A 20,717-nucleotide genomic window follows, 5' to 3' on the forward strand; every position below is an offset into this window, starting at 1 on the left:
AGAGAGATTACAGATATCAGAGAAAATAGATAGAGACATATAAAGAGAGATAAGAGAGACATTGGACATATGACAGGAGGATGGGATTGTGGAAGCAGCCGTACAGCATACGCAAGCTCAAATGCAAACGGAGAAAAAATTTAAAGTTTTACCGATCATGATTTCACTGCTCATTGCCGGATTTATCGGCATGTTCAGTGAAACGGCGCTGAATATCGCGCTTAGTGATTTGATGCAGGTCATGCATATTACGCCTTCGACAGCGCAATGGCTGACAACCGGATACCTGCTGACGCTGGGCATTCTGGTCCCGGTGTCGGGATTGCTGCTGCAGTGGTTTACCACAAGGCAGCTGTTTATTACTGCGCTCAGCTTTTCGATTGTCGGGACCCTGATTGCGGCTCTAGCGCCATCGTTTGAATTTCTGATGGTGGCCCGTGTCGTGCAGGCGATCGGAACCGGTATTATGCTCCCGCTGATGTTTAACACGATTTTGGTCATTTTTCCGCCGGAGAAGCGGGGAGGCGCGATGGGAATCATCGGGCTGGTCATCATGTTTGCGCCGGCGGTTGGACCGACGATCGCGGGTCTGTTAATCGAGAACCTCAGCTGGCACTGGATTTTCTGGCTGTCGCTGCCGTTTTTGATTCTGGCTCTGGTATTCGGCATTGCGTTTATGCAAAATGTGTCCAGCATCACCAAGCCGAAGATCGACCTGCTGTCCATCGCGCTGTCCACCATCGGATTCGGCGGCATCGTGTTTGGCTTCAGCAGCGCCGGTGAAGGCAGCGGTGGCTGGACGAGCACCAAAGTGATCTTGTCGCTGGTTATTGGCGTGGTCGGCCTCTTGCTGTTCGGATGGCGTCAGCTGTCGATGAAGCAGCCGATGATTAACCTGCGTGCTTTTAAATACCCGATGTTTTCCGTGGGCGTAGTGATGATCTTCATCAGCATGATGATCATTCTGTCGTCAATGCTGGTACTGCCGCTGTTCCTTCAAGGTGGTTTTGGCAAATCGGCGTTTTATGCCGGTCTGCTCATGCTGCCGGGGGGGAATCATCAACGGGATCATGTCGCCGATTATGGGACGGCTGTTTGACAAATACGGACCAAAATGGCTCGTGTTCCCCGGATTTCTGGTGGCTGCCGCATCCCTGTGGTTCTTCTCGGGCGTAACGGCCGCTTCAGCGGCGTTCCTCGTGATCGTGCTTCACACCTTCCTGATGATCGGCATTTCGATGGTTATGATGCCGGCACAGACGAACGGGCTGAATCAGCTTCCGCGTGAATACTACCCGGACGGCACAGCCATCATGAACACGCTGCAGCAGGTAGCCGGAGCCATCGGCACAGCGCTTGCTGTCAGCGTGATGTCGGCGGGCCAGGAGCATTACGCTGAGGCGCACCCCGGCGGCAATCCGCTTGACGCGTTGACTTCAGGCGTTTCAAATGCGTTTATGTTCGGGATGATTATCGCAGTCATCGGATTTGCGATTGCACTGTTCATCAAGCGTGTACCCGTAAATCACCAGAAATGACAATAAAGAACAAAGCCTGGTATCGGTTGATACCAGGCTTTGTTTATATTTTAGGAATTGCTAAGCTTTAGCGGGCTTTCGACAGAAAAATTGTCGCCCCAAGCTTCCTGGTATATAATGGGGTTCCAGTGGAGGTCCAATCGACGTTCATTGACAGATCTGCCTGAATCGATAGTCCATTCATGAGGTGATACACTTGAAGCAAACACCGCCCAAGCTCCCGCTGACCCCGGAGGAACGCGCCCATTTAAGAGCTTTTAAAGTGAAACTGAACGATATTGCCACCCTCGATAACGTACAGTTATCACAAATGCTGGAAATCACCCGCGAACGCGCCAACATGCTAAAGGGGCTGGCCATGTTTCAATCCGTGCCCTCGATTGGCCCGAAAGTGGCCGCAAGGGTGGTTGACATGGGATACTACTCGCTGGATGAGATTAAAGACCTGGACGGTGCGGACTTCATAGACAGAATGGAGGTGCATCTCGGATACTGGGAGGATCCTTGCCTGGAGGATGCTCTTCGCTGTCTGGTGCATCATGCCAACCATCCGGGCAGTGAGCGGGAATGGCCTGATTTTACCGAAGAAAGAAAAAAATACCGGGAGCAATTCGGATATCCGGCAACAAGGCCTGCAGCAGCCTGGTACGAGCACCGGGGGAATGAGGCAGCTCGGAACAAGTAAGGGGGAATAGGATTGATTCAGCAAAAGGTTCATCAGAAAGTAAACGATATCGAGGAAATAGAGCTGGAACTGACCCGGTTTAACGCAGGGCGGGCGCTTTCCTCTCAAGACAAGCGTCTGGAAGAAATTCGAATCGGCGGTGCCCGGCTGCTAATCGAAGCTACCGGTCCGGATTCGCTCTATTACAATCGGGTGAAAGGATTCGGAATCGCGGATCTGGAGCATTTGGACCAAATTGTCAGCGAATACGAGCAAAGAAATGCCCGTCCTTGTTTTGATATGGCACCAACCCGGCTGAACGAGCAGGTTGCGCTAGCATTGCACCGCAAGGGATTTCTGCCCACGGATCAGCTGGCATTTTTGGAGGCCGAGCCGGTTGAGACTGCAACAGTGCATCCGGGCATCACCATTGAACCGGTGGACGAAGGCAATGTCGACGTTTTGCTGGAGGCCGTCAGTGAGCTGATGGGAGGTGTTTCAGCTGATATTTTGGCGAGAAAAAAACGGTACTTTACCCTCCCTGTTTTTCGGAATTACCTCGCCTATTCGAATGGCCAGTTGGCCGGGATCGGATCGATGTTCATCCATACGGGGAAAGGCTATTTGGCCAACGATTATACCTTGCCCGCGTTTAGAGGCAGGGGATGCCAGACGGCGCTGATCCGCCATCGGTTGTCAGAGGCGAAGCGGACAGGCCTGTCGATAGTGTACACGGATGTGGAGTTCGGCTCTCCAAGTCATAACCATATGCTGGTCCAAGGGTTTAGGCATGTGTATACCAATTCTTTTTGGGTCAGAGACCAGTAAAAACACTCCCTGCGGGGAGTGTTTTTTTTTGCCTATTCCTTGTACTGGTTTATGCTGTCTTGCAGCAGTTGGAGCACCAAATCCCTCAGCCGGGGCGGCGATACAACCTGCACTTCCGGGCCAAAGCGGAGCAGCCTCCGGGCCGTAAACAGGAACTCTTCAAACGGAACCGGGCCGCTCCACTGTCCGTCCGCAGCCGTATGCAAAATCGGATCGTCTTTGGCAAGCCGCATACCAAAAGGGGTAAACCGCAGCACCACCTCGGCTTTGTCACGATCATCGGTTGACTGCATCCACTCAGCTAGGGACGGCACTTCTGGATCGATCGCACCGGTTTTCTCCACATGCTGGATCCGGTCCACGCGAAAAAGGAGCGTCTTCTCCGGGTTTCGCGCAGGCATATACCAATAGCCATTCTCAAAATAAATGCCAAAGGGGTACACGTTGTGCTCCTTATCGCCTTTGGCAGACTTATACGCGATCCGGATTTCCTGTTTGGCGATCGAAGCTTCTAAAATTTCCGTCGTCCAAGGTGCAGGCTCATGCAGCTGCATCATTCGGAAAGAAATATGGCTGCGCATCTGATCGATGTTTGTCTGTACGTCGGAAGGCAGGGACCCGTAATATTGCACGGCCAAGTGGGAGCGGATCGCGTCAAAAGGGAAATCGGGCACCTTCTCCAGCATTTCGAGCATCAGAAACAAACCGAGCGCCTCGGTTCGGGTCAGCTGCAGCGGCGGCAGAATTCGGTTCTCCAGCGCGCGGTATCCGCCACGAGCCCCTTGTTCGCTGTACAGCGGAAAACCGATTTGCTGCAGGTAATCCAGGTCGCGCTGGATGGTCCGGACCGAGACGTTAAAACGCTCGGCCAATTCGCGGGCCGTAAACTTCTTCCGTGAGTCGATGATCCGCATCATGGCTAATCTCCGCTCATTCATGATATCCTCCTAATCACGTCAATTTATGTCGTAATTACATTGTAACATATGAATAGAAGGGAGCGATAAAAACATGGAAAGCTCGAAAGTAGTGCTGTATCTCGCGGTTAGTCTGGACGGATATATTGCGCGATCGGACGGATCGGTAGACTGGCTGTTTGACGTTGAAGGCGATGGAGGAGACAACGGATATGCGAAGTTTTACGGGCGCATCGGCGCACTGATTATGGGAAGGGTTACTTACGACGAAGTGCTTAAGCTGTCGGAACAATTTCCGTACAAAGGAAAACCTTGCTATGTGGTAACCCGCTCGGAGCAGCCTTCTTCCCCCGATGTGACGTTTACGGCCGAGGACTTGTCTTCTCTGGTCCCGAAGGTCAAAGCAGAGGCAAATGGGGATGTATGGCTGGTTGGAGGCGGGCAGTTGACCAAGGCTTTCCTGGAAAAAGGACTGCTGGACCGAATTGTGATGACGGTCATTCCTAAAATTCTCGGCGAGGGCATCCCGCTGTTTCCGGAAGGAACGGATTTCACCCGGCTGAAGCTGGTCACAGCCGAACCGATGGGGCAGATGGTATCTCTGGCGTACGAAGTGTTGAAAAGATGATAGCTGACATAAACTAATCAGCTGCCGGCTCGGCTGGATGTGTCTGCCCATCGGGCCAAGCTGCAGTAAAGGAGAAGCTGTGGTCATGAATTGAGTTAAAGGACTAACTGCCGTAGAGGACTGGCTACAGCAAAATACGCCCCCAGGCCAAACGCTTAGCCGGGGGGCGTAACATTACACCATACACGAAGACGCTTGGTTATACGCCAGCGATCTTGAATTACGATTTGAATTCGGCATTCACCGGATCCGTTATTAGCTTCTTTGCGGAAGATGCAGTAAACCATGTTTTCTTCCATTGACCTTTTGCCGCAAACACCACGAGCACACTGGCTACGGCCACACCGCTCAGAATCAGAAACCCTGGGGTGTACGACCCTGTAGACTCGTACAATCCGCCGAGCACAAGCGGCAGCAGATAACCGCCGAACCCGCCGGCAGCGCCGACGATGCCTGTAACAATGCCGATCTCCTCACGAAAACGCTGGGGCACAAGCTGGAAGACGGAGCCGTTCCCGGCACCCAGGCACATCATGCCGGCAAAAAGAAGGATGGAGATCACGTACAGCGGCGGCAGCGAGGAGACGCAGGCGAGCATGATGGCTGCCCCGGTATACAGGATGAGCAGCATGCGGACACCTCCGATCCGATCGGACAAATATCCGCCCACCGGACGGAAGAGGCTGCCGGCAATGACGCATACGGTCGTAAAATCGGCGGCATGCACAGCCGAAAGATTATATTGCGTATGAAAAAAGATCGTCAGGTAATTGGTCAGACCGACAAAGCCGCCGAACGTAACACAGTACAGCCAGCAAAATAGCCAGGTATCCTTTTGCTTTAACACTGAGCCGTACTCGGACAATTTTTTGGGGGCAGGCTGGTTGGGGCTGTCTTTGGCAAAAATGCTGAAGAATATAAACACGATGACGATCGGGATCAAGGCGATGCCGAATACGGCTTCCCATCCGCCAAAATGCTGCGCCAGCCGGTTCGCGAACAGCGTGCTCAGCACCGTGCCGCTGTTCCCGGCTCCGGCGATGCCCATCGCCAGGCCTTGATACTGCGGCGGATACCAGCGGCTGGCGAGCGGAAGCGCAGCCGAGAACGAAGCCCCGGCAATGCCGAGCAGCAGGGCGATGACGTGCAGCTCGCCGAGCGAGTCCACGAAACGCCAGCCCCAGATCAGCGGCACCATTGTCAGCAGCATCCCGAGCTGTCCGGTGCGCTTCGGACCGATATAATCGGTCAGGAAACCGAGGACCAGCCTCAGTACCGAACCGCCAAGCACCGGCAGCGCGACCAGGTTCGCTTTTTGGGACGCGGTCATCGGATAGTCCTCCATCATAATGACGCTCAGCGGCCCGAGGAGCACCCAAATCATAAAGCTGATGTCAAAATAGAAAAATGCGCTGAATAAAGACGGTTTATGCCCACTTTTCCAAAACGTCGTGCCTTCTTTCATCTCCATCTCCTCCATATCTTTTATCGCATTCAAAACAAAAAGCCGCAGATTGCCCTTAAGCGGACAACCAGCGGCCTCATTGCCATGGGAAGTATTCTTCCCGGATGAAAGATCACGTCTTTGTGATTTCGAAATGAATTATAGTGGAATGTAAAATGCGTGTCAATAAACTATACATAAATTTTGTTATCTGGACATGATCCATCGTGATTTTGGTGAATATTATAATGTCGTGTAATATATGTTGACATTAATTTCGTTTTCGATTATGCTCAGTTCAAATCCATTATCCGGTACAACGGTGTACCTGTTGGCTAACTGGCAATGACGCCCGTTCTCTTGATCTCCAAGGGACGGGTTTTTTCATTTTTAGGCCTGGCCTACACAGTTTTTTAGCGGAGGTGACTGCAATGGGGAAGCCTAGGCTTGTCGTAGTCGGCAACGGGATGGCAGGGATGAGATGCGTGGAGAATATATGCGATTTTGCGCCCGACCGGTATGAGATCACCGTGTTCGGAAATGAGCCCCATCCCAATTACAACCGGATCATGCTGTCGAAAGTGCTCCAAGGCGGAACAAATGTAGATGATATTACGATCCATGATTGGGATTGGTATACAGAACGGGGGATATCCCTGTATACAGGGGAAACTGTACTTCGCGCCGATCCCGACCAGCAGCGGATCTACACGGCATCCGGGCGTGTGGAGCCTTATGACCGGCTGATTATTGCGACCGGCTCCTCGGCCTTTATGCCCAAAATCCCAGGCATTCACAAGCTGGGAGTGACGGCTTTCCGGAATATCGCGGATTGTGAGCGGATGATGGAAGCTTCTCGAACCTATAAGCATGCAGCCGTGATCGGTGGAGGACTGCTCGGATTGGAAGCGGCAAGGGGACTGCTAAACCTCGGCATGGAGGTCGATGTCATCCATAACGCTTCGTATCTGATGAACCGGCAGCTGGATGCCTCCGCAGCGGAGATGCTGAAGCGGGAGCTGACCCAGCAGGGGATGCGCTTTTTGGTTGAAAAACGTACGGAGCGTATTCTCGGCAGAAAGCGTGCGGAAGGCCTGCAGTTCTCTGACGGCAGCCGGCTTGGGGCTGACTTGATCGTTCTGGCTGTGGGCATTCGTCCGAACATTTCCGTAGCGGAAGCCAGCGGCATTCGCACAAACCGGGCGATTGTCGTGGATGATTATATGCAGACGAGTGCCGACCATGTATATGCCGTCGGGGAATGCGCGGAGCACCGCGGCATTGTCTACGGCCTGGTAGCTCCGTTATATGAGCAGGCCCGCGTACTCGCCATGCATTTATGCGGGCGGCACACGGAGCCATATCCAGGCTCAGTCCCTTATGCACAGCTTAAAGTGTCAGGCGTGGAGGTATTTTCCGCCGGGCTGATCCAGGGTGGAGATTGCGAAACGGCGCTGCAGCACTACGACGGCGTGAAAGGGACATACAAGAAGGTGACGATGAAAAACGGCAGGATTGCCGGAGCTGTGCTCTTTGGCGACACTTCAGAAGGGACGGAGCTGTTGGGCTATTTAAAGCGGCGGTCGCCGGTGTCCGCCTTGAAGGCACAGCTTGCCGGGGGGAATTCTTCATTGGCCAAGACGGCCGAAGCTATGGGGGATCAGGATACAGTTTGCAATTGCAATAGTGTCACAAAAGCTGCCATTATGGAAGCCGCCGGTCTGGATGGGGCACAAACCGTGGACCAAATCCGGGAGCGGACCAAGGCGTCCGGTTCCTGCGGAGGCTGCAAGCCGATGGTGGCCGCGATCCTGGAGCTGGCGAAGTCCTCGGGAGGGAAGAAGCCGGCTCCGGCCGCTGCTCCGGTGCCGATCTGCGGCTGCACGGACATGGACCGTGCAGCGGTCCGGGCCGTGCTGTACCCGGGCAGCGATGCAAGCGTCCAAGCAGCCATGCTGCGTCTGGGCTGGAAGCGCCCGGAAGGCTGCCCGGTATGCCGATCGGCCGCTGCTTATTATCTCGGCATCCATCGATCGGCTGGCGGCGGAGGGCCCATGATCCGCGTGTCGACAAGCCCGGTCGTCTCACCAGGAGTTCCGCATGCGGAGGCCGGGCGGATCGCGCTCGAACTGGAGCGAAGAAGCACAGGATGGTTTATGCCGGCACGGGTATGCATCGCGGTGTCTGCGGGTCCGCGCGACCCGGCGGGTGTCCTTGTACATGATCTCGGTATCGGTGCATCCCCGGCCGGATGGGAATTGTACGCCGGCGGACATATGGAGCATCCGGTCAAGTCGGCTCAACTGGTCGGTGTCCTGCCCGATGCCGGGGACATCATCGACATGGCTCTCGGCTGCCTCGCGCTGTACCGGGATTCCGCCTATTATCGGGAACCGGTATGGGAGTGGCTGGAACGATACGGGCTTCAGCGTTTACGGGAGAAGCTGTTCGATCCCGATGAGCGCGAATCGCTGCACGAAACGATGGACATGGCTCGATCGGTGGGGATCAATACACACCCTGATACTCAATCCGAAGAAAGGACGGTGGGCATATGACGCTGACGATGAATACGCAGTGCCCTTTTTGCAGCGTGCAGTGCAAAATGACCGTAGAGATTGCACCAGGGGAGGCCAGGCAGCGATCGGGTTTTCAGGCGACGGGAGTCCCCAATGCCGCGTCCGAGGGGCGGCTGTGCGTGAAAGGGATGAATGCACACCAGCATGCTTCAAGCCGGGATCGCCTCCTTTATCCGCTGGTGCGGAAGAACGGAGATTTGGTCCGCGCCTCTTGGGAAGAGGCACTGGACACCGTCGCAGCGCGGTTCTCGGCGATTCAGGAGGTGTACGGCCGCGATGCCGTCGGTGTATATGGCGGCGGTTCATTGACGAATGAAACGGCGTATGCACTCGGCAAATTTGCGAGAGTGGCCCTCCGAAGCCGGTATATCGACTATAACGGGAGATTTTGTATGTCGGCGGCGGCATCGGCCGGGGTAAAGACGTTCGGGATCGACCGGGGGCTGACCAATCAGCTGTCGGAAATCCCGCTGGCCGAATGCATTATTCTCGCCGGCACGAACATCGCGGAGTGCCAGCCGACCCTCATGCCTTATTTTATCCGGGCGAAAGAGAATGGGGCATTCATCATCGTCATTGATCCCCGGGCAACCGCGACGGCGGAGCTGGCGGATCTTCATCTCCAGGTGAAGCCGGGAACCGACAGTGCTTTGGTGAGCGGTATGCTGAAGGTCATCTTGGACGAAAATTTGATCGACTCGGCATTTATTCAGAGCCGCACAAAGGATTTTGACCAGGTCAAGTCTGATTTGCTCCGAATAGATTTGGAAGGGATTGCCGAGTTAACAGGCGTAAGCGTTGAGCAGATAAGAAGCGCCGCCGTGACTTACGCCAAAGCGGGCACCGGCATGGTGTTTACTGCGCGCGGCGTGGAGCAGCATGCCGATGGGCATATGGCGGTCCGGAATTTTCTGAATATGGTTCTGGCCACCGGGAAAATCGGCAGGGAAGGCTGCGGCTACGGTGCCGTTACCGGCCAGGGGAACGGCCAGGGCGGCCGAGAGCATGGACAGAAGGCGGATCAGCTGCCCGGCTACCGTTCGATCGAAAATGAAAACGACCGCGCGTTCGTGGCAAAGGTTTGGGGAATTCCGCCCGAAGAGCTCCCTGGAAAAGGGGTATCCGCCTATGAAATGATGGAGCTCGTACACCAGGAACAGATCAAAGCGTTATTCGTCATGGGCTCGAATCCGGTTGTTTCCAATCCCCATGCTTCACTGGTAGAGGAGGGTATCGGGAAGCTCGATTTTCTGGTCGTCGCCGATATGTTTCTGTCCGAAACGGCAAGATACGCGGACGTTGTCCTGCCGGTCACTTCCTATATGGAAAACGAAGGGACACTGACGAATCTGGAAGGCCGCGTGCTGCTGAGGGAAGCAGCCAGACCGGCGCCGGGCGAGACGCGCCATGATTGGCAAATCTTGTGCTCGGTTGCGGAAAAGCTCGGCAGAGGGGCTTATTTTCCGTTTAAGGATGCAGAAGAAATTTTTAATGAGCTGAGAAAAGCCAGTCAGGGCGGGATTGCCGACTACTTCGGGATCACTTACGAACGCCTGCGGCGGGAAGAAGGCATTTACTGGCCGTGCCCGTCAACCGACCACCCGGGGACAGGGCGGTTATTTGAACGTTCTTTCGCTCACTCCGACGGACTTGCCCGGTTTCAGACGGTACCTGTTGCTTCACAGGGCGAGGAAACGGACGGCGAATATCCGCTCATCATGACCAACGGCAGGGTGCTTCCGCATTATTTGACGGGCGTTCAAACCCGGCGCAGCCCGGTGCTCGCCGCAAAGTTCGTGGAGAGCTTCATGGAAATTCACACGCTGACCGCGCGTAAGCACCGGATTGAAGACGGAGCGCTCGTACGCGTCAGTTCCAGACGGGGGACGGTTACCGTACGCAGCCGGTATTCTGACAAAATTCGTGAGGATACCGTATTTATTCCGATGCATTGGGGAGACGCCCAGAACGTGAATTTGGCTACCAATCCGGAGCTTGATCCATACTGCAAAATGCCTGATTTCAAAGTCAGTGCCGTCCAGGTTCGGCCGCTTGCCGAAGAATGGCCAGAAGATGAAGGGGAGATCATCTAGAAAAAATACACGGCATATCTGAGTTCAACATAGGTTTATCAACAAATTGGTCTGCTCCAATTCGCTGTGGATTGGCCCTTATTCCCGCCAATGACTCATGCTACAATAGCCGTGTCATGGAATTTACGATGCATGAAAGGGGAGAGGGCGCATGAATATTTTGATCGCAGGCGCTTCCGGAGCTGTCGGCCGTTTGCTGGTGCCGCGGTTGGTCCAGGCCGGCCATACGGTGACCGGTACGACTCATCGGCCGGAAAACATACAAGTCATTGAATCATTGGGAGCTAAAGCCCTCGTCGCGGATGCATTTGACCGGGATGCTACTTTTGCAGCAGTCCGCGAAGCAAGGCCGGAAGTCGTCATCCACCAGCTGACATCCCTCGGCAGCCGGGTTTTCGCGGAAAACTCCCGTATTCGGGTGGAAGGAACCCGTCATTTGGTCGATGCCGCCCGCGAAGCCGGCGTGAAACGAATCATCGTCCAGAGCATTGCGTGGGCTTATCAGCCGGGGGATGGTCCGGCGACAGAAAATGTACCTCTGGATGTCGAATCTGCAGATCCTTCCCGTAAACGTACCGTGGATGCCGTTGCTGCACTTGAGGAGACCGCAGCGGAAATTCCGGAGCATGTCATTCTTCGCTACGGGTTGTTTTATGGTCCCGGAACATGGTATACGAGCGGCGGGTATATGGCCGAAGAGGTGCGTGAGGGACGAATGTCTGCCAATGAAGGAGTTTCCTCATTCGTACATGTGGAGGACGCCGCCCATGCCGCATGCCAAGCGCTGGATTGGCCGTCCGGTGCTTATAATATTGTGGATGACGAGCCGGCACGGGTCACCGATTGGCTCCCGATTTTTGCGGAGTCGGTCGGTGTTTCCCTGCTGCACACAGCTGCAGGTGAGGGGCAGCCTTGGGAACGTGGTGCGGCAAATGCCAAAGCCCGCGGACTGGGATGGAAACCGCTGTACCCCTCTTGGCGTACCGGTTTTAGTGGGATTCATTAAAGCTTACGAAGTACACGAATGCACCGCTTATCAGACATTGGACAGCCAGGGCTGTTCCGATGCTCTATAAGGGGTGCTTTTTTTTGTCGGGGAAACCAGCGGTATTTGTTCTTGACTCTCACCTATACGTGAGGGTTTAGTATGGATATGGGAGGCGCTTAAGTTGATGTATAAAATTGGACAATTGGCCAAGGAGGCCGGTATCTCCATCCGCACGCTGCGCTATTACGATGAAATGGATATCCTGACCCCCTCTTTCGTATCAGATGCCGGATATCGGTACTACAACGAAGACGACATCATGAAGCTGCATCACATTACGACTTTGAAGCAGCTTGGGTTTACGCTGGGACAAATCCGAAACGTTTTAGAGGCGGAAGCCGGGGGGGCTCACGCTGAAAAATGGACACACGCAATTCGGATGCAGCTTGATTTGCTCCAGGATGAAAAGCATCGCCTCGAGCTGCTCGAGCGCCGGCTGCTGACGACGCTGCGCACAATCGAGCTCCGGGGTGACGTCCCGGTGGAAGAACTGGTCCTGTTCATCCAGTTGCTCCATTCAAGAGAAGCCGACTCGGCAGCAAAATCCGTCCAGCGGAACAACAGGGTTCGGCAGTTTGCTCCCGATGAGCTCCCGATTATCGAGAAGCTGCCGAAGATTGATGAGGATGATCCGCGGTCGGATGAATGGATCGGCCTGCTGCGGGAAATCCATCACCACCTCGAGGAGCCGCCGGATTCACCGGTATCCAGACAGTTGGCACAGCGGCTGCTGACCATCGGCGAAGGTTGGTTTGATGGCAGGGAAGACGTGCTGGAGAAGTATTGGGAGTGGATTCGTCCCGAAGCCGGTGAAAGCGAAAAGGTCCTCGGGTTGGATGAAGATACGGTAAACTACATCGACCGCATCGTCGACGAGTATTTGCGGCACGAGCAAGAACAGCAAACGGATAAGACGAAAGGAAGGGATCGAAATGAATGAGCAAGCAAAAACCGTGACACCAGCGAAACCCGTGAAACCACGCAAACCGTTAAGTAAAAACCAGGCGTGGGCTTATGTGGCGATCGGGGGAATCCTCGAAATCGTCTGGGCTTCAGGCTTCAAATATGTGGAGATTCCCTCCATCATCGTGCTGATTGCCCTGCTGACGAGCTTTGAGCTGGTCATCCGTGCAGCGAAGGTTCTGCCGGTCGGGACAACCTACGCCGTTTTTGCCGGGATCGGCACGATCGGAACCGTGGTTGTGGAAGCTGTTTATTCCGGTGGTATTGGCCTGCTGAAAGTCGGCATTATTTTGCTCTTATTGCTGTTTATCATCGGTTTAAAACTTACCAGCGGGGAGGAACACAGCTAATGGCTTGGGTGCTGCTTATTGCTGCCGGATTGCTTGAAATCGTCGGCGTGATCGGAATCAAAAGGGTATCCGAACAAAATAACTGGACCAACAACCTCATTCTTATCGGCGGTTTCATCGCGAGCTTTTCATTGCTGGTCAGAGCGATCGAGTCGATCCCTCTGTCGACGGCTTATGCGGTCTGGACCGGGATCGGTTCGGTTGGAGCGGCCGTTGTGGGCATGATGTTTTTCAAGGAATCGAAAACACCGGTTCGACTGTTTTGTATCATGGGCGTCATCGGCTGTGTCATCGGGCTTCGGCTTGTTGAGTAAACCGCAGCATATCTGAATAAGACATCAATGCAAAACCCTGCTTTGAGGGGTTTTTTGTGCTGAAATCCAGCGTTCGGGGCGGGGTGTGCCAAACCGCTGGACAAGAAAAAACGGTTTAATGCCGGAATTGATCATCGAATGTTCAGGTTTTACATACATATTTCATGAACATGGAACGTTTTTAACAAAACCGGTTTAATGTAGGACTTGTACTTAAGACAAATTCCAAGCCATGACATGAAGGAGAGGATTAGGCGAACGTGGTTACGATTGCTGATGTAGCAAAAGCTGCGGGGGTTTCGAAAGGTACGGTATCCAGCGTGTTCAGCAAGAAACGTCCCATCAGCAAAGAGGTCACGCAGCGTGTGCTTAAGGCGGCGGAGGAATTGAACTACAGGCCGAATTACTGGGCAAGAAGCCTCGTAAACCGGAAAACCAACATCATCGGGCTGAACATGCGCAGCGAAAAAATGCCGCTGGACGCGTTCCAGCACGACCTGCTCGACGGCATGATGGAGGTTTGTTATGAACATGGCTACCGGATATTGATCAACATTTTGCAGCCTTCCCTTCTGAAGCAGGTGGAGCTTATCGCTTCGGATCCGGTGGACGGAGAAATTTTGCTCGACCCGATTCATGACGATCCCCGAATTGAAGACCGGCTGAAGCGACACATCCCCATCGTTGTTGTGGGACGCCCGTCGGGCGAGTTGGCCGGACAGGTATGCTCCGTCGATAACGACAATATCGCGGCAGCCGCCAAAGCGGTCAGGCTTCTTCTTTTGCAAGGGCACCGGCGGATTTTGTTTCTCAACTCGGCGAAGGACCGGACCGTCGCGGAGGATCGGGAACTGGGTTATTATTTGGCCCACCGCGAATCCGGTGTGGATTCGCTGGCAGGACTGATCCTGAACAAGCCGGATGACGATGGAACCTCGATCCGCTTCGGATACGAGACGACACTGCAGATGCTTCGCGAACACGCTGGCATTTCCGCCGTCCTGGCGGACAACGAATCTATGGCTATGGGTATTTATCAAGCGGCGGAAGAGCTTGGACTTGTCATTCCCGGAGATCTTTCGGTTATCGCTTTCAGCGGAGGCGAGCATTTCCCGCCCGCGATGCATCCGCCGTTAACCGGGATGAGGCTGGATGCAAGAACGATCGGCATGGAAGCCGCCCGCCTGCTCATCGAGCAGGTGACTGCCGGTGCAGTCGGGGTTAAGCGGATACTCCTTCCGTCCGAACTGGTGGAGCGCGGTTCCTGCGCATACACCCATTAAACCGTTAACACATTGCTATCTATAAGAAAAACGTCTATCGACGTACCTTCAAAGAAGACAGACCGCGTCCAGTGGAAGTTTTTCCTGCGATTATAGAATCGTTCAGCTCCGCTGAAAATTTATCATTCTATAATCTAAAAAAATCATTGTTGGAGGTGTCTTGAATGAAAAGAAAGTCAGGCATTTTGATGGCAACCCTGCTGGCAGGTTCACTCCTGGTCTCGGCATGCAGCAGCAGCGGCGGAGGTGACACGGGTACGGCGGCGGAAGGGGGAGCGGATTCCGGCAAACAGCCGGAAATGAAGCTTCGCATTCTCTCCGCTAACGTCGGCGGGAAAACCCCGGATGAGATGAAACAGTTCGAGGCTGAGATTAAGCGGTTAACCGGCATAGACGTGACCATCGAAAAGCCGGCGAGCGACTACGACCAGAAAGTGCTGACCGTGCTGGGTTCGGGCGAGAAATACGATCTGATCGAGCTCAGCGACCTAGGCAAGCTGGATCAATTTGTTGGACAGGGAGCGGTGACGGATCTAAGCGATTTTGTTAAAGGGTCGAGCACGCTCTCTGATCCAAAGGTGATTCCCGCCGCTGAATGGGATCAGCTGAAAGACAAGGATGGCAAAATCCATGCCGTCTTCACGAAATTCCAGGGCGGCACGATGCCGATCGTCCGTAAGGACTGGCTGGATAAGCTGCATCTGCAGGAGCCGAAAACGCTGGACGATTATTATCAGGTGCTGAAAGCTTTTAAAGAGCAGGATCCTGATGGCAACGGCAAAAACGACACCTACGGCTTGAGCACGTCCGGCTTATATGACATTCAGGGGTTCATGAGCGCGGCCGGTTTGAAGTACCGCTATGTGATGAAGGACGGCAAGCGGACGATCCCGTATGCTTCCGACGAAGCGATTCCGATGTATGAATGGTTTGCCAAGCTAGTCAAGGAAGGCATCATGGATCCGAACTTCGTAACGAACGATACAGGCAAAATGCGCAACCTGTTCCTGACCGACCGGGTCGGCATGGTGACGTACTGGGATGCCTGGGTTGGGATGTTCAACAACCTGCGTAAAGAGCAGGATCCGAATACAACGTTCCAAGCGGAAGCGATCGCCAGCGCCGCCGGTCCGGACGGCAAGATCCTGATGCGCCGGGGCGACCCCGACTTCTGGATCGTGCCGCAAAATGCGCCGCATGTGGAAGCGGCAGAGAAATTCCTGGAGTTCTGGAACTCCAAGGATGGCATCACCCTCGGCAGCCTTGGTATTAAAGACGTCGATTATACCGAGAGCGGCGGCCAATATACGCTGACGGCGGAGGGCAAGGAGCACAACATGGACCATGGCGTGCCGTTCTGGTACAACGAAAACGTCAAGTCCCCGTTTGACAAATTGCCGGGCGTCGAGGCCGCCCAAGAACTGGTCAAACAGCATGCGACATTGGAACTAGCCCTTCCGGGCTGGCCGGACGTGGAAAAAATCGTACAAAATTACGCGCTGAAAGCCATGTCCGGGGAAATGCCCGCCGCCGATGCCGTCAAGAAAATGCGGGAGGAACTGAAGAGCGCGAATTTGATCGACGAATAGCTCCCGCGGTTTGATTTTACCCGATAGGATGTGAAGTTAGACAAGATGAGAGCGATTCGTAAATACGGCGTACTCTATGCCATGATGGTTCCCGTCGTCATTTACTTTATCATTTACGGTTATTACCCGCTCGCGCGGGGCCTGCAGATCAGTTTTCAGGACTACAAGCTGATGGGCGAACGTCCCTATATCGGATTTGCCAATTATGCGGCAGTGTGGCATGATCCATTTTTCTGGAAAGCGCTGGGCAATACGGTAGTGATCGGGGGAGGCATTCTGGTCTTCGGATTTGTCGCCCCCCTGGTCATCGCTTTATCCCTGAATGAAGTCATGACGGCATGGTTTAAAAAAACGGCACAGATGCTGCTCTACATCCCGCATTTGCTGTCCTGGGTCGTGATCGGGGGAATGTGGATCTTCCTCCTTTCGCCCGACACAGGTATCGTCAATTTGGTGCTGCACAAGGTGGCTGGCATCGAACCTATCCATTTTCTGGCCGAGTCCACCTGGGCGAGATGGGTCATGATCCTGGTCTCCACATGGAAGGACATGGGCTACAGCTGTATCCTGTTTCTTGCCGCGATCGTTTCGATTAATCCGTCCTTGTACGAAGCAGCCCGAATGGACGGGGCTACCAGGTGGCAGCTTGTGCGATTCGTGACACTTCCCCAGCTGAAAGGAACGATGAAAGTCATTATCCTGCTGAATACGCTTGGGGTGCTGAGGATCTTCGACCAGGTCTTTGTCCTCCGCAATCCGTCGACCTCTTCCCATGTCGATGTGCTTATGATGTATACGTTTCAGAAGGGCATTATGGAGATGCAGGTCGGCGTGGGTGCGGCCGCGAGCTTTTTCGTTCTGGTCTTTACGCTGATCTTGACGCTTGCCGTGCGGACACTAACCCGATTTGACGAGGTGGAATAGATGATGAGACACGCGAATTACGGTTTGAACGCCAAGCGGATGACGGTGTTCGATTGGCTCAACGCCTTGTTCATTATCTGCCTGATGCTGACGATGATCATTCCCTTCCTGAACGTCATATCGCTCTCGCTGTCCTCCGGGGTTGCGTCCATGCGGCCGGATATCATCCTGTTTCCCAAAGAATTCAGCCTGGATGGATACCGTACGATCTGGAACAGTCTGGATTTGTGGCGACCTTTCCTGAACAGCACGATCGTAACGGTCTTCGGAACGCTGCTGCATGTGCTGCTGTCGTCGCTGGCGGGCTATGTGCTGATCCATCCCCGGGTACCGGGAAAACGGCTGATGATCACCTTCATCCTGATTACGATGATGATTCCGCAGGAGGCGGTGCTGATCCCGCTGTACGTGGTCAACAAGGACTTCCACCTGATCAACACGCTGACGGTGCTCGTTCTGTCCGGACTTGTCTCGGGGTTTTCGATCCTGCTGATGCGGAACTTCTTCATGAGCATCCCCTACGAAATTTCGGAATCCGCCAAAATCGACGGTGCGGGCGACTTCTGGATCTTCGCGGCCATTTATATGAGGCTGGCGACCGCCGGATTGGCTACAGTGACGCTGTTTGAGTTCGTGGGACGCTGGAACATGTTCACGGCACCGCTGATTTTCATCAATGACAGCTCGAAATATACGCTGCAGGTAGCTCTGAAAGCCATGATTATCGATTCAAGCACGTCTTCCAGCAACTACCTCATTACCACGAATGTAAAAATGGCCGGAATCATGATCGCCATTCTGCCGCTGATCGTCATCTATCCGTTTGTGCAGCGGTTCTTTATGAAAGGGATCATGCTGGGTGCCACGAAAGAATAATAGGATGAAAGAGGGGGAACACGCCATGCAGGCACATATGAATGAGACGGAACCTTTGCCAGTCGTAACGATCGGGCGACAAGTGAACATATCTCCCGAAGAGGAGAAAACGTACCTGGAAGTGCGCTTTCACGTTCCAGCTGATGCCGAACGGATCCATGTCGCTTACCAATACGACCGCGCTGACGGGAAGACGGTGATCGACCTCGGCCTGCGTTCCCCGGAGCAGATCGTCGGCTGGAGCGGCGGTGCCAGAACCGAAATGTTCGTCGGATTGGAGACCGCGACCCCCGGATATGCCTCGGGCGATATCGCCTCAGGAGAGTGGGCCGTGCTGCTGGGAGCCTACAAAGTGCCGGATGAAGGAACGGAGGTTTCGGTCTCCATCGAGATCCAGCTCAAGCATAAACGGTGGATTCCAGGCGATTTGCATGCCCACACCTATTACAGCGACGGCAAACACGGCGTCGGCGAGGTTTCCCGCTTATGTCTGGATAAAGGGCTTGCCTTTCTTGCCATGACCGACCATAATACATTCTCCCAAAACCGGAACACCCTGGTGAAGACGGAAGAACTGCTGCTTATCCCAGGCGTCGAGATGACCAATTATAAGGGTCATGCGAATTTGCTCGGACAGCTGGATGCGCTGGAGGACTTCAGGGTGTATACGGTGGAACAAGCTTCGGAACAGCTGGCCAAAGGAAGGGAAAAGGGAGCGCTTGCGGTGCTGAATCATCCTTTCTGCCCGGACTGCCCGTGGGAATTCGGCTTTGACGTTCCGTTCGATGCGATCGAGGTGTGGAACGGCCCGTGGCGGGAGCTGAACGAAACGGCGGTACGCTGGTGGCAGGAACGGCTGGCCGAAGGCCGGCGGATCGTGGCTGTGGGAGGGAGCGATTTCCATGGACCCCATCCGTGGGTTCAGCATGGACGGCCGACCGCGCACGTGCGGTCGGAGTCACTAACCGCAGCCGGAATTCTGGAAGGGATTCGCCGGGGAAATGTGGTGCTGACGCTTGATCCGGACTCCACGTTTATCGATTTTCAGATCAATGGCGCTTGCGCCGGGGATCAGGTACTGCGGAACTCTGAGCGTGGAACCGTTCTTCTTGAAGCCGTGATCCGCCGGGCCGAGGGAGATCAGGTCAGCCTGTGGTCCGACAAAGGACTGGAGCGGCAGTGGACGGCAGTGAATGACGAGCTAACCTTGACCTGTGAGCTGCCCCAGGACCGGCTCTTTTACCGGATGGAGGCCAGACGCGATATGGGGGAACTGGGGCCACAGGTGATGACCTGCCTGACCAATCCCGTCTATTTTATTGAATAATACTTGAAACACATTAAGCGATTGTTCCATACAGGTTAAGCAAAAAGGGTCATTCCGCGTTCGTCGTGAATGGCCCTTTTCGATGTGTTCATAGGAAACAACTAGTACAAGACTCTCCACAGGTAAAAGGTGGCGTATGACTCCCATCCCGACCAGCCTGCGGACATCTGCCGGATTTCCGCCTTAGACGGCTTGCTGTCCCTTCCCAAAATATGCTTCATGGCGTTGTGCAATCCGACATCATCGATCGGAAACGCCGACGGAAACCGCAGGCACCGCATGGATACGTAGTTCGCCGTCCAAGGCCCGATCCCCCGGATACTCGTCAGCATCTTTTCAGCTGCCTGATGGCTTCCGGTTTGCAGCAGCCCCAGCTTGCTGAGCTCACCGGAGGCGATTCGCTTTGCGGTATCGATGAGGTATTCGCATTTTTTGACGGTCATCCGCAGCACGGCAAGATCTTCAACCGAACATGCCGCGATTTTATCCGGTGTCGGATAAATCCAGTACGTTTCTCCCTCGCAATCCACCCTTCTTCCGAAGTTCTCCACCAGGCGTCTTTTGAGCGTATAGGCATAGGTCAGGTTGATTTGCTGCCCAAGGATTCCCCAAGTGACGGCCTCGAACAAGTCTGGAATACCGACGGTCCGCAAGCCTCGGAAGGACTGCAAGGGACCTTTCAAGAGGGGATCGGATTCGGCCAAACGATAGAAGGGGACGATATCCCGGTCCAGATCGAACCACTCCCGCACATAACGGGCCACCTCGGCGCGTACCCATTTGCGGGAAGGGGCCGTATCACCAAGAAATCGGACTAACAGCTCCCGGCAGTATCCGGCACGGATTTCGATCACTGGTGTCTCGTCTGCGACGGACAGCGCTTTGTAAATCCGGTTGTTGTCGATCCGGTGCAGACATTCATTGGAGGAGCGCAGCAAATATTTTACGTTTTCCTCGAAATTGAATTCGGCAGGGATGAAGAGCTTGATCTCGTGCATATGGTCCTCCCAGGAGCCGCGGGGAAGAGTGGAGCAGCAATTTCTGCATGGCCGGTACCCCGCAAGCTCGGCTTCTTCCCGGGTATGGAAGCGAATTGTATTTTCAGGTTTAGGATGACCGCCGCACCACGGGGTGCAATAAATGTTCATTGTGGTGACGCCCGTAAAATAAGGAGCATCCCAGACCGAATGCATCGTCTCTTGTCGGCATGTTGTAGACATATAAGAGGTCCTCCTTTTGCATCTTGCTTACCTTACCAGTGTATACCGAAACCTGGACGCTTTCATTTCGTTATCTTGCTTTTACATTCCCAAGTTCATCCCAAGTGATCCAAAGAAGGGTATACTGGGGAT

17 protein-coding genes and 1 pseudogene are annotated in these 20,717 nt (G+C 54.3%); 15 read left to right on the forward strand and 3 right to left on the reverse strand.

Annotated elements, in window-relative coordinates:
• The first annotated feature begins 121 nt into the window (after positions 1-121).
• The 3 genes and pseudogenes from ABIE48_RS14655 to ABIE48_RS14665 all read left to right on the forward strand — a co-directional run bounded on the left by ABIE48_RS14655 (position 122) and on the right by ABIE48_RS14665 (position 3,030).
• Positions 122-1,538, forward strand: a pseudogene (locus tag ABIE48_RS14655) (DHA2 family efflux MFS transporter permease subunit).
• 187 nt (positions 1,539-1,725) lie between these two features.
• A complete protein-coding gene (locus tag ABIE48_RS14660) occupies positions 1,726-2,223 on the forward strand; it encodes a helix-hairpin-helix domain-containing protein (RefSeq protein ID WP_354519146.1) in 498 nt (165 codons plus the stop codon).
• Positions 2,224-2,235: 12 nt separating this feature from the next.
• Positions 2,236-3,030, forward strand: a complete 795-nt coding sequence (locus ABIE48_RS14665) for a GNAT family N-acetyltransferase (RefSeq protein ID WP_192714101.1) — start codon at positions 2,236-2,238, stop codon at positions 3,028-3,030.
• Positions 3,031-3,062: 32 nt separating this feature from the next.
• Here the strand turns inward: ABIE48_RS14665 and ABIE48_RS14670 are convergent, their stop codons facing one another.
• Positions 3,063-3,968 (reverse strand): helix-turn-helix transcriptional regulator, encoded by a 906-nt coding sequence (locus ABIE48_RS14670; protein WP_192714100.1) that lies wholly within the window; start codon positions 3,966-3,968, stop codon positions 3,063-3,065.
• Positions 3,969-4,041: 73 nt separating this feature from the next.
• On the opposite strand from ABIE48_RS14670, the gene ABIE48_RS14675 reads away from it, so the two are divergent.
• Positions 4,042-4,575, forward strand: coding sequence for a dihydrofolate reductase family protein (locus tag ABIE48_RS14675; RefSeq protein ID WP_192714099.1), 534 nt, complete (start codon positions 4,042-4,044; stop codon positions 4,573-4,575).
• A 220-nt stretch (positions 4,576-4,795) separates the two neighbouring features.
• On the opposite strand, the gene ABIE48_RS14680 is transcribed toward ABIE48_RS14675, so the two are convergent.
• Positions 4,796-6,040: a nitrate/nitrite transporter gene (locus ABIE48_RS14680; protein ID WP_192714098.1), complete on the reverse strand. Its 1,245-nt coding sequence runs from the start codon at positions 6,038-6,040 to the stop codon at positions 4,796-4,798.
• A 410-nt stretch (positions 6,041-6,450) separates the two neighbouring features.
• On the opposite strand from ABIE48_RS14680, the gene nirB reads away from it, so the two are divergent.
• From nirB to ABIE48_RS14735, 11 genes are all read left to right on the forward strand, one after another.
• Positions 6,451-8,577, forward strand: coding sequence for a nitrite reductase large subunit NirB (gene nirB / locus ABIE48_RS14685; protein ID WP_192714097.1), 2,127 nt, complete (start codon positions 6,451-6,453; stop codon positions 8,575-8,577).
• Positions 8,574-10,691: an assimilatory nitrate reductase catalytic subunit NasC gene (nasC, locus tag ABIE48_RS14690; protein ID WP_354519150.1), complete on the forward strand. Its 2,118-nt coding sequence runs from the start codon at positions 8,574-8,576 to the stop codon at positions 10,689-10,691. The genes nirB and nasC overlap by 4 nt, the downstream gene beginning before the upstream one ends.
• A gap of 151 nt (positions 10,692-10,842) precedes the next feature.
• On the forward strand, positions 10,843-11,697 hold the full coding sequence (locus ABIE48_RS14695; RefSeq protein WP_192714096.1) for an NAD-dependent epimerase/dehydratase family protein: 855 nt from the start codon (positions 10,843-10,845) through the stop codon (positions 11,695-11,697).
• A gap of 166 nt (positions 11,698-11,863) precedes the next feature.
• On the forward strand, positions 11,864-12,679 hold the full coding sequence (locus tag ABIE48_RS14700; protein WP_192714095.1) for a MerR family transcriptional regulator: 816 nt from the start codon (positions 11,864-11,866) through the stop codon (positions 12,677-12,679).
• Positions 12,672-13,052 carry a DMT family transporter gene (locus ABIE48_RS14705; protein ID WP_192714094.1) on the forward strand — a complete coding sequence of 127 codons (381 nt, stop codon included), beginning with the start codon at positions 12,672-12,674 and terminating at the stop codon, positions 13,050-13,052. Before ABIE48_RS14700 ends, ABIE48_RS14705 begins: the two co-directional genes overlap by 8 nt.
• Positions 13,052-13,366 carry a DMT family transporter gene (locus ABIE48_RS14710; RefSeq protein ID WP_089547365.1) on the forward strand — a complete coding sequence of 105 codons (315 nt, stop codon included), beginning with the start codon at positions 13,052-13,054 and terminating at the stop codon, positions 13,364-13,366. The genes ABIE48_RS14705 and ABIE48_RS14710 overlap by 1 nt, the downstream gene beginning before the upstream one ends.
• 260 nt (positions 13,367-13,626) lie before the next feature.
• Positions 13,627-14,649, forward strand: coding sequence for a LacI family DNA-binding transcriptional regulator (locus tag ABIE48_RS14715; RefSeq protein WP_192714093.1), 1,023 nt, complete (start codon positions 13,627-13,629; stop codon positions 14,647-14,649).
• A gap of 164 nt (positions 14,650-14,813) precedes the next feature.
• Complete coding sequence (locus ABIE48_RS14720; protein WP_192714092.1) at positions 14,814-16,238, forward strand: extracellular solute-binding protein; 1,425 nt, start codon at positions 14,814-14,816, stop codon at positions 16,236-16,238.
• Positions 16,239-16,283: 45 nt separating this feature from the next.
• Positions 16,284-17,162, forward strand: a complete 879-nt coding sequence (locus ABIE48_RS14725; protein ID WP_192714091.1) for an ABC transporter permease subunit — start codon at positions 16,284-16,286, stop codon at positions 17,160-17,162.
• Positions 17,163-18,038, forward strand: coding sequence for a carbohydrate ABC transporter permease (locus ABIE48_RS14730; protein WP_244169143.1), 876 nt, complete (start codon positions 17,163-17,165; stop codon positions 18,036-18,038).
• A gap of 25 nt (positions 18,039-18,063) precedes the next feature.
• A complete protein-coding gene (locus ABIE48_RS14735; RefSeq protein ID WP_192714090.1) occupies positions 18,064-19,365 on the forward strand; it encodes a CehA/McbA family metallohydrolase in 1,302 nt (433 codons plus the stop codon).
• A gap of 101 nt (positions 19,366-19,466) precedes the next feature.
• On the opposite strand, the gene ABIE48_RS14740 is transcribed toward ABIE48_RS14735, so the two are convergent.
• Positions 19,467-20,585 (reverse strand): Ada metal-binding domain-containing protein, encoded by a 1,119-nt coding sequence (locus ABIE48_RS14740; protein ID WP_354519154.1) that lies wholly within the window; start codon positions 20,583-20,585, stop codon positions 19,467-19,469.
• Positions 20,586-20,717: the final 132 nt, after the last annotated feature.

Origin of the sequence: Paenibacillus sp. OAE614 (assembly GCF_040546645.1) — a bacterium.
Classification (GTDB): Bacteria; Bacillota; Bacilli; order Paenibacillales; family Paenibacillaceae; genus Paenibacillus_AQ; species Paenibacillus_AQ favisporus.

Coding starts and splice junctions, on each gene's coding strand:
- ABIE48_RS14670 (WP_192714100.1), bottom strand. CDS start 3,968: ATGAATGAGCGGAGATTAGCCATGATGCGGATCATCGACTCACGGAAG.
- ABIE48_RS14675 (WP_192714099.1), top strand. CDS start 4,042: ATGGAAAGCTCGAAAGTAGTGCTGTATCTCGCGGTTAGTCTGGACGGA.
- ABIE48_RS14680 (WP_192714098.1), bottom strand. CDS start 6,040: ATGAAAGAAGGCACGACGTTTTGGAAAAGTGGGCATAAACCGTCTTTA.
- nirB (WP_192714097.1), top strand. CDS start 6,451: ATGGGGAAGCCTAGGCTTGTCGTAGTCGGCAACGGGATGGCAGGGATG.
- nasC (WP_354519150.1), top strand. CDS start 8,574: ATGACGCTGACGATGAATACGCAGTGCCCTTTTTGCAGCGTGCAGTGC.
- ABIE48_RS14695 (WP_192714096.1), top strand. CDS start 10,843: ATGAATATTTTGATCGCAGGCGCTTCCGGAGCTGTCGGCCGTTTGCTG.
- ABIE48_RS14700 (WP_192714095.1), top strand. CDS start 11,864: ATGTATAAAATTGGACAATTGGCCAAGGAGGCCGGTATCTCCATCCGC.
- ABIE48_RS14705 (WP_192714094.1), top strand. CDS start 12,672: ATGAATGAGCAAGCAAAAACCGTGACACCAGCGAAACCCGTGAAACCA.
- ABIE48_RS14710 (WP_089547365.1), top strand. CDS start 13,052: ATGGCTTGGGTGCTGCTTATTGCTGCCGGATTGCTTGAAATCGTCGGC.
- ABIE48_RS14720 (WP_192714092.1), top strand. CDS start 14,814: ATGAAAAGAAAGTCAGGCATTTTGATGGCAACCCTGCTGGCAGGTTCA.
- ABIE48_RS14725 (WP_192714091.1), top strand. CDS start 16,284: ATGAGAGCGATTCGTAAATACGGCGTACTCTATGCCATGATGGTTCCC.
- ABIE48_RS14730 (WP_244169143.1), top strand. CDS start 17,163: ATGATGAGACACGCGAATTACGGTTTGAACGCCAAGCGGATGACGGTG.
- ABIE48_RS14735 (WP_192714090.1), top strand. CDS start 18,064: ATGCAGGCACATATGAATGAGACGGAACCTTTGCCAGTCGTAACGATC.
- ABIE48_RS14740 (WP_354519154.1), bottom strand. CDS start 20,585: ATGTCTACAACATGCCGACAAGAGACGATGCATTCGGTCTGGGATGCT.